Source organism: Christiangramia forsetii KT0803, from assembly GCF_000060345.1.
Classification (GTDB): Bacteria; Bacteroidota; Bacteroidia; order Flavobacteriales; family Flavobacteriaceae; genus Christiangramia; species Christiangramia forsetii.
In genome coordinates this window covers 1,494,871-1,512,746 of record NC_008571.1, presented here as the reverse complement: position 1 = coordinate 1,512,746, position 17,876 = coordinate 1,494,871, and the positions used below count along the sequence as shown (strand labels likewise).

The 17,876-nt window shown below is 35.1% G+C and carries 18 protein-coding genes; 11 read left to right on the top strand and 7 right to left on the bottom strand.

Features of this window, described 5'->3' with window-relative positions; all coding sequences use genetic code 11:
- Positions 1-17: 17 nt before the first annotated feature.
- Positions 18-614: a GTP cyclohydrolase I FolE gene (gene folE, locus GFO_RS06845; RefSeq protein ID WP_011709347.1), complete on the bottom strand. Its 597-nt coding sequence runs from the start codon at positions 612-614 to the stop codon at positions 18-20.
- A 1-nt stretch (position 615) separates the two neighbouring features.
- Positions 616-1,158, bottom strand: a complete 543-nt coding sequence (msrA, locus tag GFO_RS06840) for a peptide-methionine (S)-S-oxide reductase MsrA (protein WP_011709346.1) — start codon at positions 1,156-1,158, stop codon at positions 616-618.
- Positions 1,159-1,303: 145 nt separating this feature from the next.
- Here msrA and GFO_RS06835 point away from each other — a divergent pair, with 145 nt between their 5' ends.
- From GFO_RS06835 to GFO_RS06795, 9 genes are all read left to right on the top strand, one after another.
- A complete protein-coding gene (locus GFO_RS06835; RefSeq protein WP_011709345.1) occupies positions 1,304-3,742 on the top strand; it encodes a DUF5916 domain-containing protein in 2,439 nt (812 codons plus the stop codon).
- Positions 3,743-3,793: 51 nt separating this feature from the next.
- On the top strand, positions 3,794-4,453 hold the full coding sequence (locus tag GFO_RS06830; protein ID WP_011709344.1) for an ABC transporter ATP-binding protein: 660 nt from the start codon (positions 3,794-3,796) through the stop codon (positions 4,451-4,453).
- A gap of 20 nt (positions 4,454-4,473) precedes the next feature.
- The gene (locus GFO_RS06825; protein WP_011709343.1) at positions 4,474-5,244 is read left to right on the top strand and encodes a TIGR02757 family protein; all 771 of its coding nucleotides are present in this window, start codon (positions 4,474-4,476) and stop codon (positions 5,242-5,244) included.
- Between the two features lie 56 nt (positions 5,245-5,300).
- On the top strand, positions 5,301-6,518 hold the full coding sequence (locus tag GFO_RS06820; protein ID WP_011709342.1) for a GAF domain-containing sensor histidine kinase: 1,218 nt from the start codon (positions 5,301-5,303) through the stop codon (positions 6,516-6,518).
- 62 nt (positions 6,519-6,580) lie between these two features.
- A complete protein-coding gene (locus GFO_RS06815) occupies positions 6,581-7,783 on the top strand; it encodes a sensor histidine kinase (RefSeq protein ID WP_011709341.1) in 1,203 nt (400 codons plus the stop codon).
- A gap of 49 nt (positions 7,784-7,832) precedes the next feature.
- Positions 7,833-9,752: a BatA domain-containing protein gene (locus GFO_RS06810; protein ID WP_011709340.1), complete on the top strand. Its 1,920-nt coding sequence runs from the start codon at positions 7,833-7,835 to the stop codon at positions 9,750-9,752.
- On the top strand, positions 9,749-10,999 hold the full coding sequence (locus GFO_RS06805; protein WP_041250044.1) for a dihydroorotase: 1,251 nt from the start codon (positions 9,749-9,751) through the stop codon (positions 10,997-10,999). The genes GFO_RS06810 and GFO_RS06805 overlap by 4 nt, the downstream gene beginning before the upstream one ends.
- 11 nt (positions 11,000-11,010) lie before the next feature.
- Positions 11,011-11,334 carry a magnetosome magnetite crystal formation protein family gene (locus GFO_RS06800; protein ID WP_011709338.1) on the top strand — a complete coding sequence of 108 codons (324 nt, stop codon included), beginning with the start codon at positions 11,011-11,013 and terminating at the stop codon, positions 11,332-11,334.
- Entirely contained in the window at positions 11,334-11,990 is a 657-nt protein-coding gene (locus GFO_RS06795; RefSeq protein ID WP_011709337.1) for an alpha/beta hydrolase, read from the top strand. The genes GFO_RS06800 and GFO_RS06795 overlap by 1 nt, the downstream gene beginning before the upstream one ends.
- Here GFO_RS06795 and GFO_RS06790 read toward each other — a convergent pair.
- Positions 11,987-12,484, bottom strand: a complete 498-nt coding sequence (locus GFO_RS06790; protein ID WP_011709336.1) for a hypothetical protein — start codon at positions 12,482-12,484, stop codon at positions 11,987-11,989. The two genes, GFO_RS06795 and GFO_RS06790, sit on opposite strands and share 4 nt — an antisense overlap.
- A 1-nt stretch (position 12,485) precedes the next feature.
- Entirely contained in the window at positions 12,486-13,247 is a 762-nt protein-coding gene (locus GFO_RS06785) for an MBL fold metallo-hydrolase (RefSeq protein WP_011709335.1), read from the bottom strand.
- Positions 13,248-13,351: 104 nt separating this feature from the next.
- Between GFO_RS06785 and GFO_RS06780 the strand changes: the two genes are divergently transcribed.
- Positions 13,352-14,815: a hypothetical protein gene (locus GFO_RS06780; protein WP_041250285.1), complete on the top strand. Its 1,464-nt coding sequence runs from the start codon at positions 13,352-13,354 to the stop codon at positions 14,813-14,815.
- Positions 14,816-14,890: 75 nt separating this feature from the next.
- On the opposite strand, the gene murA is transcribed toward GFO_RS06780, so the two are convergent.
- The 3 genes from murA to GFO_RS06765 form a co-directional block, all read right to left on the bottom strand.
- Positions 14,891-16,204, bottom strand: a complete 1,314-nt coding sequence (murA, locus tag GFO_RS06775; RefSeq protein ID WP_011709333.1) for a UDP-N-acetylglucosamine 1-carboxyvinyltransferase — start codon at positions 16,202-16,204, stop codon at positions 14,891-14,893.
- A gap of 15 nt (positions 16,205-16,219) precedes the next feature.
- The gene (locus GFO_RS06770) at positions 16,220-16,861 is read right to left on the bottom strand and encodes a DUF4290 domain-containing protein (RefSeq protein WP_011709332.1); all 642 of its coding nucleotides are present in this window, start codon (positions 16,859-16,861) and stop codon (positions 16,220-16,222) included.
- Between the two features lie 104 nt (positions 16,862-16,965).
- On the bottom strand, positions 16,966-17,259 hold the full coding sequence (locus GFO_RS06765; protein ID WP_041250043.1) for a DUF493 family protein: 294 nt from the start codon (positions 17,257-17,259) through the stop codon (positions 16,966-16,968).
- Positions 17,260-17,341: 82 nt separating this feature from the next.
- Here GFO_RS06765 and GFO_RS06760 point away from each other — a divergent pair, with 82 nt between their 5' ends.
- Positions 17,342-17,875: an AAA family ATPase gene (locus tag GFO_RS06760; protein WP_011709331.1), complete on the top strand. Its 534-nt coding sequence runs from the start codon at positions 17,342-17,344 to the stop codon at positions 17,873-17,875.
- The last annotated feature ends 1 nt before the right edge of the window (position 17,876 follow it).

Below are 17,876 nucleotides of genomic sequence, written 5' to 3'. Positions count from 1 at the left end.
AAAAAGTGCCAAATAAATTATCTAAGGTCTGAGCTAATCAATTTCAAAAATTCGTTTCTAGTTTCAATTTCTTTGAATTGCCCGCGAAAACCTGATGTAGTGGTCGCACTATTTTGCTTTTGAACTCCACGCATCATCATACACATATGCACTGCTTCAATAACCACAGCTACACCTTGCGGTTGCAAGGTTTCATTCAAACATTCCAAAATATCATGGGTTAATCTTTCCTGAACCTGTAACCTACGTGCAAAAACGTCAACCACTCTTGGCAATTTACTTAAACCAATTATTTTCCCATTCGGAATATAGGCGATGTGTGCCTTCCCGAAAAATGGAAGCATATGATGTTCGCAAAGGGAGTACAGTTCTATGTCCTTTACAACCACCATCTCATCGTAACTTTCTTCAAAAACAGCCTTTTTAAGAATCTCTTCGGCATCCATAGAATAACCCTGCGTAAGAAATTGCATAGCTTTCGCAGCTCGTTCGGGAGTTTTTACTATTCCTTCTCTATCTGGATTTTCTCCAACACCTTTGATGATCTCCTGAAAATTGTTCTTCATATTTTCGGTGATCTCTTCATTATACTCTTCAAAGTATTTATAAGACATATTATTTCAGTTTATCAGAAAATAATTTATTCAGCTTCTTTATTTTTGGATCAATTATAAATTGACAATAAGGTTGTTGCCTGTGTTGATTATAGAAATCCTGATGTTCTGCCTCAGCAACATAAAATTCTGAAGCTTCACTAACCTCGGTAACGATAGGATTCTCAAACATACCTTCTTTTTCCAGTAAAGCGATAACCTCTTCGGCTTTTATTTTTTGATCTTCATCATGATAAAAAACAGCACTTCTATATTGGGTTCCAACATCATTTTGCTGTTTATTTAAAGTAGTTGGATCATGTGTAGCAAAGAAAACTAAAAGCAATTCTTCAAAACTAATTTTTTCAGGATTAAATTGAATTTCTATTGCTTCTGCATGACCGGTTCTTCCTGTTATTATTTCACGATATGCGGGATTTTTGATTTCCCCACCGGTAAATCCAGAGCTCACTTCCTCTACTCCTTCCAATCTTTGAAAAACAGCCTCTGTACACCAGAAACATCCTCCAGCCAATGTGGCTTTTTTCAATTTCAACTCTTTCATAAAAGAAATTTCTTTTTTGTTTAGCAAATTTAATTTTTAAATAAACAAAACAAAGTCTGTTTAACTTGATTTTATAGAAATGTTTTGTCCATTATTAATAACAATAATACATTTGGTCGGTTAAAAAATAACAATCCAACAATCAATGCCCTTAAATCGAATATTATTTATAATTCTTTTTCTTACCAGCCTATATTCCTATTCCCAGAATATTGAATCAGACAGAAAAATATATAAAACCCGGAGAATTGATAATCCACCCAAAATTGATGGTTTACCAGACGAAAAAATCTGGCAAAATGTTGCTGAAGCTGATAATTTTGTGATGCTAGAACCCGGTGACGGGGATCCCATACCAGCATCGCATAAAACCATTGTCAAAATTCTATATGATGATGAAGCAATATATGTTGCTGCGATCATGAGAGAAAATGATCCTGAAAAAACAATGCGACAGTTTACTCAAAGGGATAATTTAAATCAATCTGAATTTTTCCTGATGGATATCAACACCTATGATGATGGTGAAAATCAAACGAGGTTTATAGTTACTACGGCGGGAACACAGGCCGATGCAAGGATGACCGGTGACAATGAAGATTTTGCTTATAACGTAGTATGGGAATCTGCCGTTTCAAATGATGAAAACGGATGGTATCTTGAAATGAAAATTCCTTATTCGGCACTTAGGTTTCCCGAGAAACCTGCGCAATTATGGGGAGTTCAGTTCGCGCGAGAGATCACACATCTAAATGCTACGTATGTTTGGAACTATGTAGATAAGTCTGTTGGCCAATTTAGTCAGTATACCGGACTTTTGAACGGCATCACAAATATTGACCCACCGGTGCGTCTTAGCCTGTATCCTTTCACTTCTTTGGCCGTTGATCAATTTGATGGAAATACAGATTTTAATTTTAATGCAGGGATGGATCTAAAATACGGAATCAACGATTCGTTTACCCTAGATATGACCCTGATCCCTGATTTTGGACAAACTGCTTTTGATAAAGTAGAGTTAAACCTTGGACCTTTTGAGCAGGTTTTTGGTGAGAACAGGGCTTTTTTTACTGAAGGCACCGAATTATTCAATAAAGGAGACCTGTTTTATTCCCGAAGAGTTGGCAGCACCCCGATCGGTTTTAATGATGCCCAAACAGAAGCCCTGGAAAATGAAGAAATCCTGGAAAATCCTGATAAAGCAGAACTTATAAATGCCTTAAAAGTTTCCGGAAGAACAGACAGAGGTTTAGGCATTGGGTTTTTCAATGCTATCACTAACAAGCAGGAAGCCATTTTCCGTGATACCATTACCGGGAACACCCGTAGAAAAACAACCGAATCTTTTGCTAATTACAATATCCTGGTATTGGATCAGCGCTTCAACAAAAACTCATCTATCACCCTAATAAATACAAATGTTACCCGAGATGGTCATTTTAGAGATGGAAATGTTACAGGATTTTTGTTTGACATATATAACAAGCAGAACTCATTCAATTTTGAAGGACAGGCGAAAATGAGTAATGTCAACTTACCCGGACAGAACAAGACCGGATTTGCCTCTTTTCTTTCAGTAGAACGAACAAAGGGAAATATTCGTTACAGCCTGGCTAATGAATTCGCTAATGAAACCTACGATATCAATGATCTTGGGATAAATTTCATCAATAATTATAACAACTTTTCCTGGAACGCTTCTTATCAGATTTTTGAACCGAAAGGAAGTTATAATACTTATAGAATTGGTTTATACGGTCAGCACCTTCGAAGATACAAGCCAGACGTTCCTGTTAATACAGGTATGGGAGGGGAGTTTTTTGCCATGACCAGAGACAGGTTCGCTTTTGGAGGGTCTATGGATATAAATTCTGAATTCAGGGACTATTTTGAACCGAGAGCTGATGATACTTATATTCTTTATAAACCTTTTGGATCCATGAGTGCGTTTGTTTCTACAGATTACAGAAAGACTTTTGCTTATGATGTAAGAGTTTATTTTGAAGAATATTATAAATCCTCCCGGAGTGATTTTAGTCTTAGCATAGAACCGAGATATCGTTTTAGCGATAAATTTAATTTGATTTATGAATTTGAATATTCTTATCAAAATGATCGGCCTAGTTATGTAGACCAGGTAAACGATCAGATAATTTTTGGGGTTAGAGATCAAAAAAGTATTGAAAACTCTTTAAATGGAAGTTATAATTTCAATACGAAACAAGGTTTGAATTTGAGTTTCAGGAACTTTTGGTCCACGGCTAGTTTTGCAGAAAACAGTTACTCCCAACTATTGGAACAAGGCTCATTAAATTCTTTAGATTACAACGTAACAGATGCAAATAATCCTGATGCTAATTTTAATATCTGGAACCTTGATCTAAGTTATAGATGGCAGTTTGCTCCGGGCAGTGAAGCTATTCTATTATATAGAAATGCGATCTTCAATGAAGATAAACTTAGTTATCTTGGTTTTAATGATAGTTTAGATAATCTTTTTGCTCAACCAGCACGACATAATATAAGCCTGCGTGTGGTATATTTTATTGACTATAACAAAGTGAAAAACTTATTCCGGGGTTAAACTTGGGGAATCTGCTTAATTTGGCTAATTTCGGTGTCTTATTTTTCGTAGATGATTATTGCTAAAAACATTCATAAATATTACGGGGATCTGCATGTTTTAAAATCAGTAGACCTTCATATTAAAAAAAGTGAAATTGTATCTATTGTAGGAGCTTCCGGAGCAGGAAAAACTACACTTCTTCAAATAATGGGTACGTTAGATAAGCCTTCGAAAAAGAAAAATTCTGAGTTATTGATTAACAGCACTAATATTTATGGGTTAAAATCCAGAGATCTCTCTAAATTCAGAAATAAGCATATTGGATTTATCTTTCAGTTTCATCAGTTATTACCCGAGTTCACGGCTTTAGAAAACATATGTATTCCAGCATTTATACATAAAACCCCTCGAAAGGAGGCTGAAAAAAGAGCGATGGAACTTTTAAGTTTTCTTGGTCTTGAAAATAGAGCATCTCATAAACCTGGAGAACTTAGTGGTGGAGAACAGCAAAGAATAGCAGTTGCCAGAAGCTTGATAAATAATCCTGCGGTGATTTTTGCTGATGAACCTTCGGGAAATCTTGATAGCGAATCTGCTGAAAATCTACATAAATTATTTTTCCAACTTAGAGACGAATTTGAACAGACGTTCGTTATTGTGACGCATAACGAAGAACTCGCAGACATGGCCGACAGGAAACTTACCATGGTGGACGGCGAAATTGTTTAACTCATTAATCCAGGATCTTTTTGAATAAATCTGAACTTAAATCTTTTCTCGATTTTAAAGTCGAACAATATAATACCCCTGAATTTATTGAATCTGATCCTATTAAGATTCCACATTTATTTCACAGAAAAGAAGACATTGAAATCTCAGGTTTTCTGACCGCTACTATTGCATGGGGTAATAGAAAGAGTATTTTAAAAAATTCAGAAAAACTTATGCAGCTCATGGATATGAGTCCTTATGAGTTCATTTTAAATCATGAGGAAAAAGACCTCAATAATCTCGAAGGTTTTGTACATAGAACATTTAATTCTGAAGATTTAAAATATTTTATCAAAGCATTAAATAATATCTATTCAAGACATGGAGGCTTAGAGAAAGTTTTTTATGAGAATGCTTTGGAAAACACTTTGCAGCCCGCCATCCATCAATTTAAAAATATCTTTTTTGAATTACCACACCAGAAAAGAACAGAGAAACACGTAAGCGATCCTTTTAAAAAATCTGCCGCCAAACGTATTAATATGTTCCTAAGATGGATGGTAAGAAATGATGGAAAAGGAGTAGATTTTGGGTTATGGAATAGCTTAGCATCTTCACAACTTTCCTGCCCCCTCGATGTACATTCAGGAAACGTGGCAAGAAAATTGGGACTGCTGAAGCGAAAAATGAACGATTCAAAAGCTTTAACCGAATTAGATGAGAATTTACGACTCATGGATTCCAATGATCCGGTAAAATATGATTTTGCTCTTTTTGGACTGGGCGTTTTTGAGAAAGGCCAATTTTAACACTTGTCATTCTCATTAATTTTAGTTTTATTTAACGTTTGAAAATTTTTTGATAAATGATTAATCCTGCAGTACCAATTAATGAATTAAAGAGACTTGATTCTCTTAAGGAATTGGATATTATTGATAGTCTGCCGGAAGAAGCATATGACAGCATCACAAAACTTGCTAGTTATATTTGTCATACTCCTATTGCCGCAGTGAATATGATAGATTCAGAACGCAACTGGTTTAAATCAAAAGTAGGAACAGAGCTTTCAGGATCCACCAGAGAAGATTCATTTTGTGGACATACAATTTTAGAACCGGGTACACTTTTAGAAATACCAAATGCTTCAAAAGATGAACGCTTTAAAGACAATCCGTTTGTTGTTAGCGAAACAGCCATAAAATATTACGCAGGAGTCTCTCTACTGGATAGTAATGGTTATCCCATGGGAACACTTTGTGTTTATGATTCTAAAGAACACCATTTAGATGAAAATCAGAAGGTGGCCTTAAAGGCTCTTGGAAAACAGGTGGAAATGCTTTTTGAATCCAGGAGAAAAAACAAGATTCTGGAGAATTTAAAGGTTGAATTGGATGAAAATAATAAAATCCTTACGGAGTTTGCAAGCACAGTTTCCCACGACTTAAAAATGCCACTGGCCAATATGATCATAACAGCAGATATGCTGAAGGTTAAGTATGGCGAAATTCTGGATGTTAAGGGCAAGGAATATTTGGATTATTTAAAGCAATCGGGCCTTACCCTTAGCGATTATATTAGCGGACTTCTGGATCATTATTCCAGTAGCAGAAATAGTGTAAAGGCTATGGAAGAATTCTTTCTAAACGATCTTCTTGAAGATATTATAGACTTGCTACAGATTGCCGAAAATTGCGAAATAAACCTGCCAGATAATAACCTTAAGCTTTATGGTAACAGTGCTGCGCTTGGTCAAATCTTTATGAACCTCATAAGTAACAGTTTAAAATACAACAATAAGGATAAGATCATTATTGAAATAGATTGCACTGAAAACCGTGAGTTCTTCAACTTTAGCATTAGTGATAATGGGATTGGCATCCCAGTGGAAAAACAGGAAATGGTATTTAATCTTTTTACAACTGCAGTAGATAAAGACAGAAGCGGTAAAAAAGGACACGGGATTGGTCTTTCAACAGTTAAAAAGTTAATTGAAAGCCTTGGAGGAAATATTAAAATGACTTCAGATGAGAATCAGGGCACACTCTTCGAGTTCAATATAAAACGGCATAACACAGTAGATTAGGATTTTTTTAGGGAAAAGTTATTTATTTTTAGATAACTTTAAAATCTTATTCTGATGGGGCAATGCAACATAAACTAATTCCTTTCAATGAGAAGCTCAGAAGAGCTGCATTGAAAGAGTATAATATTCTTAATTCCGGGCCAGACGAAGATTATGACAATCTTACGTTTCTAGCTGCTGCTATATGCGAGGTGCCAGTTTCGAAAATTAGTATTGTGGATGAGCAAAGAATCTGGAATAAGTCCGTTTATGGTGCTGAAATACAAGAAATAGAGCGTCAAAATTCATTTTGTGACAGGGCCATTCATAGTGACAGTCCTCTCCTTATACTTAACCGATCTGAATCTCCCGAAATATTCGAAATGGCAAAAGGTATCTACGATCGTGAATTTTCCTTTTATGCCGGCGTTCCGTTACATAATCCACAGGGACATACTATCGCTGTTTTCTGCATTTTTGATACTGAAGAGAAAAATTTATCTGAAAAACAAAAGCGTGCTTTAAAGGCTTTAGCACAGCAGACCTTAAAACTTTTTGAATTCAGAAAACAAAAGAACAAACTCTATCAGGTTCAAATAAAGCTTAAAGAGAAATACCGTGAATTAGAAAAATTTGCCAGCCTTGTATCTCATGACCTGAAATCTCCCCTGGCTAATATTATCTCACTAAGTGAACTTTTGAAAGATGAAAACGAGGGTAAATTTAATGAGGACACCGAGCAATATATAGAGTATTTAGTGGAGTCCTCCTACTCTCTTCGTAATTATATAGATGGAATTCTTGGTTTTTACCGTAGCGATCATGTATTGGAAAAAGATTACACAAATGTTGATCTTCGAAAATTACTAAAAGGCATTACAGATCTTTATCAGGTGTCTGATGATATCGAAATTGCTTATCCCGATGATGTAATGCTCCACAACGTAAATAAAGCCGCGTTAACGCAGGTTTTTATGAATCTTATAAGTAATTCCTTAAAATACAATGATAAAGACCTTAGAAAGGTTGATATAGGATTCTCAAAAAATGAAGAATATTATTTTTTCGAAGTAAAAGATAATGGAAAAGGTATTCCAGAAGAAAAATTCAAAGATATTTTCGATTTGTTCACTACCCTGGAAACAGCAGATCGCGAAGGAAATCATGGGAGTGGTATTGGCCTGGCAACGGTTAAGAAACTAATTGAATCTATGGGTGGAACCATTTCTATAGAATCTGAACCCGAGAAAGGAAGTAATTTTAAATTTCAGGTTAAAAGGTTTTAACCCTCAATCCTTTTTCATTTTCTATATTTGAGAAACTTTATTCCTGAATATGCAGTTTCAACATCCGGAATTACTATATGCGCTGTTTCTTCTATTAATTCCGCTGATTGTTCATTTATTCCGTTTAAGAAAATTCCAAAGAGAAGATTTCACCAATGTGAAATTTTTAAAAAAAGTAATTCAGGAAACACGTCAAAGCTCTAGATTAAAAAAATTTTTAATCCTTATTACACGTCTTTTATTAGTAGGATGTTTAGTGCTGGCGTTTGCTCAACCTTTTATTCCTGCAAGCGACAAAGCACTCCAGGATTCACACACTTTAATTTATCTGGACAATTCTTTTAGCATGCAGGCCTCCAAGCGACAATCAAGCTTACTGCAGAGTTCCGTAAACGAATTATTGGAAAATCTAAAAGATGAGAACCAATATGGATTTTTCACAAATGATTCAGATCTCTTCAATCGTTCTACTATTGAACTTAAAAAAGAACTTCAGGAAATTGAATTTATTGACAAACAGCTTGATTTTAGAGAAATTAATTTAAAAGCAGAAAATTATTTCAAAAAGTACTCCGGCACAAATAAAAATCTTGTTATAATTTCCGATTTCCAACATTCTCTAAATATTCCTTCCACGATTGATAATAAAAGTTTCAATTATAATTTCGTAAAAAAAGAGGTTCAGGCACTGGAAAATATAAGTCTGGATAGCGTATTTATAGAAGATTCTAATCCTGAAAGCCTCTCTCTAAACATTCAGTTAAAAACCAATATAGAAATAAAAGAGCCCGTAACGATCTCGATTTTTAATAATGAGAAACTACTTGGCCGCAATACCATTCAAAATTTTGAAGATGGACTGGCAACTATAAATTTCAGGCTTCAAAATGAAAAGATTTCTAATGGTAGAATAGAGATTGAAGATTCAGGACTTTGGTACGATAATGAACTATTTTTTAACATCAATGAAAAACAGCCTATAAAAGTGGTTATTATTTCTGGTTCTGATTTTGATTTTCTAAATAGGATCTACACCATCCCTGAATTTGAAACTTCTAATTTCACTCCAAACCAGATTGATTTTAATCAATTAAATACTGCTAATTTGATCGTATTAAATGAGGTGGATCAAATTTCTTCATCCCTTTTAAATAATCTTAGTAATATTCAGAATAATGGTGCAAGCCTCATTATAATTCCGCCAGAAGAAACTATTAATTACTCTCCAATCTTAAATAAACTTGGACTTCCATCTCTGGGAGAAAAGCTGGAAGATGAAAGATTGATCACCCGTATAGAATATGATCACCCACTATTTCAGAGCGTTTTTGAAAAACGAACAGAAAATTTTGAGTATCCAAAAGTTCTCTCCTATTTTAATGCGGCTTCAACAAACCCAATTTTGAAATATGAGGATGGGCAATCTTTCCTTTTAGAATCAAATTCTGTCTACCTCTTTACAGCTCCAATTAATACAAAGAATTCAAATTTCACCAATTCCCCGCTCATTGTTCCTGTCTTTTATCAGATTGGTCTCAATGCTTTAAAAAGAAACCAGCTTTATTTTGAAACAGGAAAGGAAAATAAGGTCGACATCCCCGTAGAACTAGGAAAGGATCAGGTTCTACATATCAAAAATGGAGATATAGACATCATTCCACAGCAACAGAATTTTAGCAATCGGGTAGAAATTAATACCAGTACGGTTGCTTTAGAAGCCGGAAATTATGAGATTTCTAATACCTCTACCAATATTGGTAATATTAGTTTTAATTATGATAGAAGTGAAAGTAATCTCACCTATACAGATATATCAGCGATAAATAATCTTAAGATCTACGGTACTGTAGAGGAATATTTTTCTGAATTAAATGCAGCTTCACAAATTACTGCACTTTGGAAATGGTTTGTTATTTTTGCGCTGATCTTTTTGCTGATCGAAATGCTACTTATAAAATTCTTCAAATGAAGTTACTATTAAAATCAGTTACTATTCTGGATGAAAAATCTACTCATCACACTAAGAAACTTGATATTTTCATTGATAAGGGAATCATTAAAAAAATAGGAAAAAACTTAAAGGAGAAGGCAGATAAGGTAATAGAGATAAAAAATCTTCACGTTTCTAAAGGTTGGTTTGATAGTAGCGTGAATTTTGGAGAACCGGGGTATGAAGAAAGGGAGACTATCGCTAACGGACTTGATGTCGCAGGAAAATCAGGATTTTCTTCAGTAGCTTTAAACCCTTATACAAATCCAATTTTAGATCATAGTGGCAGTATTGCAGCTGTAAAGGCAAAAGCATTAAATCACCCTGTTTATTTACATCCTATTGGTGCATTAACTAAAAATAGTGAAGGAGTAGATCTCGCGGAATTACTGGATATGAAGGAGGCCGGAGCTATTAGTTTTGGTGATTATAAAGCACCTCTTCGCAATCCAAATCTATTAAAGATCGCTTTGCAGTATGCTCAAAATTTTGATGCTCTTGTTCAAAGTTTTCCGCAGGAAAATAGAATCGCCGGCAATGGTTTAGTAAATGAAAATAAAAACAGTACTTCACTCGGGCTTAAGGGAATTCCCAACCTGGCCGAAGAATTACAAATTACCAGGGATCTTTATTTACTGGAATATACCGGTGGCAAACTGCATATCCCCACAATTTCAACTGAAAAATCTGTTCAATTAATTAAGGAAGCAAAGAAAAAAGGTTTGGATGTTAGTTGTAGCGTGGCTATTCATAATCTCATCCTAGACGATGATGAATTAAAGGAATTTGATGGTAATTCTAAAGTTTTACCCCCATTAAGAACTAAAAAAGATAAAAAAGCTCTTATAAAAGGCATTAAAGACGGAACTATAGATATGGTTACTTCAGATCATAACCCAATTGATATTGAGCATAAAAAAGTAGAATTTGACAATGCACTGAATGGCAGTATTGGCCTGGAATCAGCTTTTGGAGCGCTATGTACATTATTCGATACTGAAAAAGCCATTCAATTACTTACCAATGGAAAAAAACGTTTTAATATCCCAGAATATGGTATCAAAGAAGGTGAAACTGTAGAATTAAGTTTATTTGTCCCTGGCGAAACTTATAATTTCACTCAAAACGATATAATTTCATCTTCAAAAAATAGTATTTTCCTTAATAAAAAATTAAAAGGAAAACCAGTTGGAGTGATTACTCAAAAAGGTTTTATCCTTAAATAAAATTAGAGCATATGGAAATTACAGGTCAGGCAAAAACCACTGCCATAGTAGCCTACATCACGATATTAGGCACGATCATAGCCTATTTTATGAATCTGGACCCTAAAGATAAATTTGCCAGTTTTCATATAAGACAGGCGTTTGGAATTAATATCACCTTTTACCTGATTGGTGCTTTAATGGGTATGTTTAATGAGGGATTGATCATTGGTGCTTTTTATCTATTCTTTATTGTATTATGGGGATACGGTATTTTTATGGCAATAAAAGGAGAAACACGGGAGGTTCCATTACTTGGACCTTTATTTCAAAAATTATTTAGTACAATTTCATAATGACAACAGAATTTTCACTTCAACATATAATTAGAGAACCGAAAACCGAAAACAAAAAAGCTCCGGTTTTAATACTGCTTCACGGCTATGGAAGCGATGAAAATGATCTTTTCTCTTTTGCTGAAGAATTACCAGATGATCTTTTTATTATCTCAGCTAAAGCACCGTACACCATGCAGCCTTATGGAAATGCCTGGTATGCGATTCACTGGGATAATAATGACGGTAAATTTAGTGATGACCTACAGGCAATCACTTCCCGAGATACAATTAGGGATTTTATTGATGAAGTTATCGAGAAGTACCCTATAGATCCTAATAATATTAACCTACTTGGTTTTAGCCAGGGAAGTATTCTTAGCTACGCGGTAGCACTTTCCTATCCAGAAAAAATTAAAAGTGTAATCGCCCTAAGCGGATATGTAAATAAGGGAATTATAACAAAAGACTTCGAAAACAACGATTTTTCAAATTTGAAATTTTATTGTTCACATGGTTCTGCAGATCAGGTGATTCCTGTAGATTGGGCAAGAAAAACCAAACCTTTTTTAGATGAATTAGGAATAGAAAACTCTTATTCTGAATTTCCTGTGGGTCACGGAGTCGCTCCGCAAAATTTCTTTGAACTTAAAGATTGGTTGGTAAAACGGCTTTAGTATTGTGGGTAGATAAATGATTTTTCTGAAAAGAATTCAATCGCTCCATCTTCTGATACTTGATAACTAAGAAAGACCTCGCCCCAATAGGTGCCATCGGTGAAATCTGCAATAATCCACTTGTGGTTTAATACCTTAATTTTATTGATCCTCATATTCCCTTCCATTCCGTCCATAGGAACTAAAGGATTGTCTTCTCCTGCTTTATTATTACTTATAATCTCGTCTTCAATCCTTAAGATTAGCTCTTCTGAATTGATGCCTTTATTTTCGAAATAAGTGATGGCATCCTCATTATTCTTCAGGCTAAAATAATCCTCATTATCATCGGTAAGCTTAGCATTTTCAACTTCAGCCTCCACTTCTGAAAGTTTATTTTCAAGATTTTCTATCCTTTCTTCTTTTGAATCCAATATTCGTTTATCATTCATATAAATAAAAATGGTAAACAAGAGAGAGAAGATAAACAGGTACATTAATATTTTATTCCACATTCTAAACCGTAATTTTTAAATTATCATAAGCGAGATGAACATTCGCAGGAAGGTCTTTTTCAACCTCCTCGTGAAACCCGAGCATGTGGCTAATATGGGTGAGATAAGCCTTTTCCGGCTGCACCTTTTCAATAAACTCCAGGGCCTCTTCCAGATTAAAGTGAGAATGGTGCGGCTCTATTCTAAGCGCGCTAACCACCAACACTTTTAAATCTCTTAGCTTTTCTATTTCCTGCTCCTCTATCGTTTTTAGATCGGTTAAATAGGCAAAGTCTTCCACTCTAAAGCCAAAAACCTGTAATCTATTATGCATAAATTCAACCGGAGTAACCGTTAGCCCATGAAAACTGAAAGGTTTATTTTCTATTATATGTTCTGTAACTCCAGGTGCTCCAGGATACTTATTTTCCGTAGTAAAGATATAATCGAACCTCTTTCTAAGTGCAGTTAACACCCTTTGATGTGCAAAAACCGGGATATCACCCTGTCTAAAGAAAAACGGCCTTATATCGTCAAGTCCTGCTGTATGGTCATTATGCTCATGAGTATAGAAGATAGCATCCAGCTTCTGTACATTATTGGCAAGCATTTGTTGTCTAAAATCCGGACCGCAATCAATAAGAATATTTAGATCGTTCCAGGTAATGAGAATAGAAACACGTAATCTTTTATCTTTTGAATCATTACTAAGACATACGGGATGCTCACTTCCAATTATTGGGATCCCCTGCGATGTTCCTGTTCCTAAAAATGTTACGTCCAAGCCGTGTTATTTTTAGCACAAAAGTAAATATATTTTTTTGTATGGCTACCGCTTTTAGTACTTTTGAAGAACACAAACGAAATTGTTTATTTAAAAGGAAAAATATGCCAATTACTATAATGGGCGACAAGGAATTTGAAAATGTTCCTTCAATAAATAGCAAAGCCCTTCGTATCAATTTAAATGAAAATATCTACGGAACATTTTCTGAAATTGGTGCTGGTCAGGAAACAGTGCGTAACTTTTTCCGGGCAGGAGGTGCATCTGGTACGATTGCGAAAGCAATGAGTGCTTACGATAAAGATTTTAGTGACGCGATTTATGGAGTTGAAAATGACCGCCGATATGTTACTGAAGCAAGACTTAAAAAAATGCTGGCTCATGAGACTGGCCTTATAGAAGAAAGAATATCTCGCGAGAAACACCCTAATAAATTATTCTTCACCTATGCAAATACCGTAGCAACTATAGATTTTGCTAAAAAATACAAGGGTCACGGTTGGGTAGGAATTAGATATCAGGTGGAACCGGGAGAAGATTACAATGAAATCCTTTTACATATTAGATTTCATGAAAATGATGCGAGGCACCAACAAAATACTCTGGGAATTCTCGGGGTGAACCTTATTTACGGTGCCTATTATAAGTATGATAATCCTAAGAAATTACTGAGATATTTATATGATCATATAGATAAAGACCAAATTGAAATTGATACGATCAACTTTTCAGGTCCGAGATTTGAAAATGTAGATAACAGATTAATGAGTCTCCAGCTTGTTAAAAATGGAATGACAGATGCCGTGATGTTTGGTCCTGATGGTAATAATGTTCTTCCAGCGAAGATCCTTTATAAGAAGAATATTCTGGCGCTTAGAGGTAGCTTTAGACCTGTTACCAAAGTGAACATGGATATGTATGAACGTTCTAAAGAAATGTTCTTAAATGAAAGTAAAGTCTCTGAAGAAAATACAGAAATTATTTTCGAGATCACCTTATCAAATCTTAGAGCTGAAGGAGAGATTGATGAAAGAGATTTCATGGATCGTGCAGAGTTGTTATGTTCTCTTGGACAAACAGTTATGATATCGAATTTCCAGGAGTACTTTAAGGTGGTAGAATACTTTTCAAGATATTCAAAACAACGAATGGGACTTACTATGGGAGTGCAAAATCTCATAGATGTATTTGACGAAAAATACTATCGTCACCTAAGCGGCGGAATTCTGGAAGCCTTTGGTAAATTATTCTTTAAAGATCTTAAGGTTTACCTGTATCCTCTTAAAGATCCTGAAACCGGAGAGATTACAAATAGTGATAGCGTAAAAGTGCACCCAAGAATGAAGGAATTATATAAATTCTTTAAATATAATGGCCGGGTAGAAGATATTAAGAATTATAAACCTGAAATTCTTGATGTTTACTCCAGAGAGGTTTTAAAAATGATTTCTGAAGGAGAAGAAGGTTGGGAAGATATGCTACCGGAAAAGACAACAGCAATGATCAAGGAAAAAAATCTTTTTCATTATAAGGAAAATAAGAAAAAAGCCAAGACTGAAGAAGTTTAGTTTTATCTTAAAGAACAAGCATAAAAAAAAGCTGCTCTATTTGAGCAGCTTTTTCTTTTTAATTTAAATATGAAATTATTCTAGTCTTGTAATTTTTGCTCCTATACCTTTTAATCGCTTCACGACATGCTCGTACCCTCTATCTATCTGTTCGATATTATGAATAGTAGATGTTCCTTTAGCGGAAAGCGCAGCAATCAATAGTGAGATACCAGCTCTAATATCAGGAGAAGTCATAGTGGTAGCTTTTAACTGAGATTTAAAATCATGTCCTATAACCGTGGCGCGATGCGGATCACAAAGAATAATCTTTGCTCCCATATCTATCAGCTTATCTACAAAGAACAGCCTACTCTCAAACATTTTTTGATGAATAAGCACACTTCCTCTCGCCTGCGTTGCCACTACAAGAATTATACTCAAAAGATCGGGAGTAAATCCAGGCCACGGCGCATCACTTATATTCATAATAGAACCATCAATAAAGCTTTGCACTTCATAACCATCTTCATGGGCAGGAATGTAAATATCATCACCCCTCTTTTCTACCGTAATCCCTAATTTTCTGAAAGTTGTTGGGATAATACCCAGCATACCCCAATTCACATTTTTTATTGTAATCTCGCTTTTAGTCATAGCTGCCAAACCTATCCAGGACCCAATTTCAACCATATCTGGCAGAATCCTGTGCTCGCAACCTACAAGCTTTTCCACTCCTTCTATGCTAAGTAAGTTCGAACCTACCCCGCTAATTTTAGCGCCCATAGAATTCAACATATTACACAACTGCTGAAGATATGGTTCACAAGCAGCATTATAAATTGTAGTTGTACCTTCAGCCAAAACAGCAGCCATCACAATATTGGCCGTTCCGGTAACAGAGGCTTCCTCCAGAAGCATAAAATCTCCTTTCAAACCGTTAGGTGCTTCTACCCCATAAAATCTCTCTTCTTTATTATATCTAAAATCCGCTCCCAGTTTCATAAAACCTTCGAAATGCGTATCCAGTCTTCTACGTCCAATCTTGTCACCTCCGGGTTTGGGGATAAATCCTTTCCCGAACCTTCCCAGCATAGGCCCAACGATCATAATAGAACCTCTAAGACCTCCTCCATCTATTTTGAACTGTTCACTATTAAGATAGTTCATATCAAGCTCGTCGCTCTTAAAAGTATAACTACCTTTTCCTATATGCTCAATCTTTACTCCAAGATTGCGAAGCAGATTAATAAGCTTATTTACATCAAGAATATCTGGGATATTGTTTATCGTAACTGTTTCTTCAGTTAACAATACCGCACATAAAATTTGCAGTGCTTCGTTTTTGGCTCCCTGGGGTTGAATTTCCCCGCTCAAACGATGACCGCCTTCAATTTGAAAAGTTCCCATTAAAAGTTGTTAGGTTTAGTGGCGTTTACGACTTGGCTTACGGCCGGATTTTTTATGATTTTTAGTGTATTTCTTCTTAGTTCCTCCACTTCTTACAAGATCTGAAGCCTGACTAAGATCTTCATCAATGTTCTTAGGGTTTATTTTACCATTACTAAGCTCATTAAGATGGTTAAAAATAACTTCATCATCAACAGAGTCCCTATTCCAGTTTAGGTAAGACTTTTTCATATGATTAGCTATGGTAAGAACCAGCGCCTCTTTAAAGTCACCCTCTTCATAATCTTTAGCTGCATCAATCATTCGCTTGATATTATTCCCGTAAAACCTGTATTTAGGATTATTCTCGGGATATTCAAGCATTTCTGGCCTTTCGGCAAGCATTTCTCTTGTAGGCTTCGGAAAAGGTGAATCTACATTAAGTTTAAAATCACTGATTATGAATAACTGATCCCAAAGTTTATGCTGAAAATCTGGAACATCGCGTAAATGAGGGTTCATGTTTCCCATCACAGCAATTATCGAGTTTGCAACCTTATTTCTTTCCTGATCATCTTCAATCTCAACGGTATGTTCTACCATTTTCTGAAGATGTCTTCCATATTCGGGAATTATCAGCTTACTCCTTTCAGAGTTATATTCTAATGCGTTTGTCAAAATTGAAGTTTAATTAGGTGATTTTAATTGAAGTTTACTCCTGCGTGCAAAATACTAAATATTACGAAAAGAAGCACAACAAAAATTTGCTTTTATATATAAGTTTAAAGAGATATCACCCCTTCTACTTTATCGGCTACTTCCTTGTATTTATCAATCACCGTATCAGGATTTTTCATCCTCACATTAATTGAAACACTGGTGTAAGTACCTTTTTTAGATTGTTTTGTTTGAATTACTGCTCCCATATCATTAAAAATAGATTCCACTTCGTCTATTTTATCTCCTTTAGTAGGAACGATAAATTTATATAAATATTCTGATGGCCACATCGCCGTATCCTGAAGTTGCTTTTTAAGATTTGCATAAAATTCTTCGGGATTGTTTTCTTTACTCATAGTTTTTATCCTTCGATTCTTTGCAAAGATACAAGGAATGATGCCATTTTTATAATCAAATTCAATTGTCGAAATTTGCGCTGTGAAAAATAGAAAGATTGTTATTACCGGAGGCCCTGGAACGGGAAAATCATCCATCATTCATAAACTGGAGGAAAATGGAGAAAAATGTCTTCATGAAATATCCCGGCAAGTTACACTTGAAGCCCAAAGTTCAGGGATAGATCAGTTATTCCTTACGCAACCCTTACTTTTTAGTGAAAAGCTTTTAGATGGCAGGTTGAAACAATATATCGAAGCTTCTGGATTCAAATCAGATCATATCTTTATAGATCGTGGTTTACCCGATGTGGTGGCATATATGGATTATTTTGAAACAGAATATCCTGAAGTATTCAACAAAACCTGTGAGAATAATCGTTATGATCAAATCTTTATTCTTCCTCCCTGGAAAGATATTTACACAAGTGACAACGAACGTTACGAGAGTTTTGATGAAGCCTTAAAAATTTCGTCTTATCTTTATTCTACCTACAAAAGGTACGGTTACAAACCAATTGAAGTTCCAAAATTGAGTGTAGAAGACCGTACTAATTTCATTTTAGATAAGATATAAG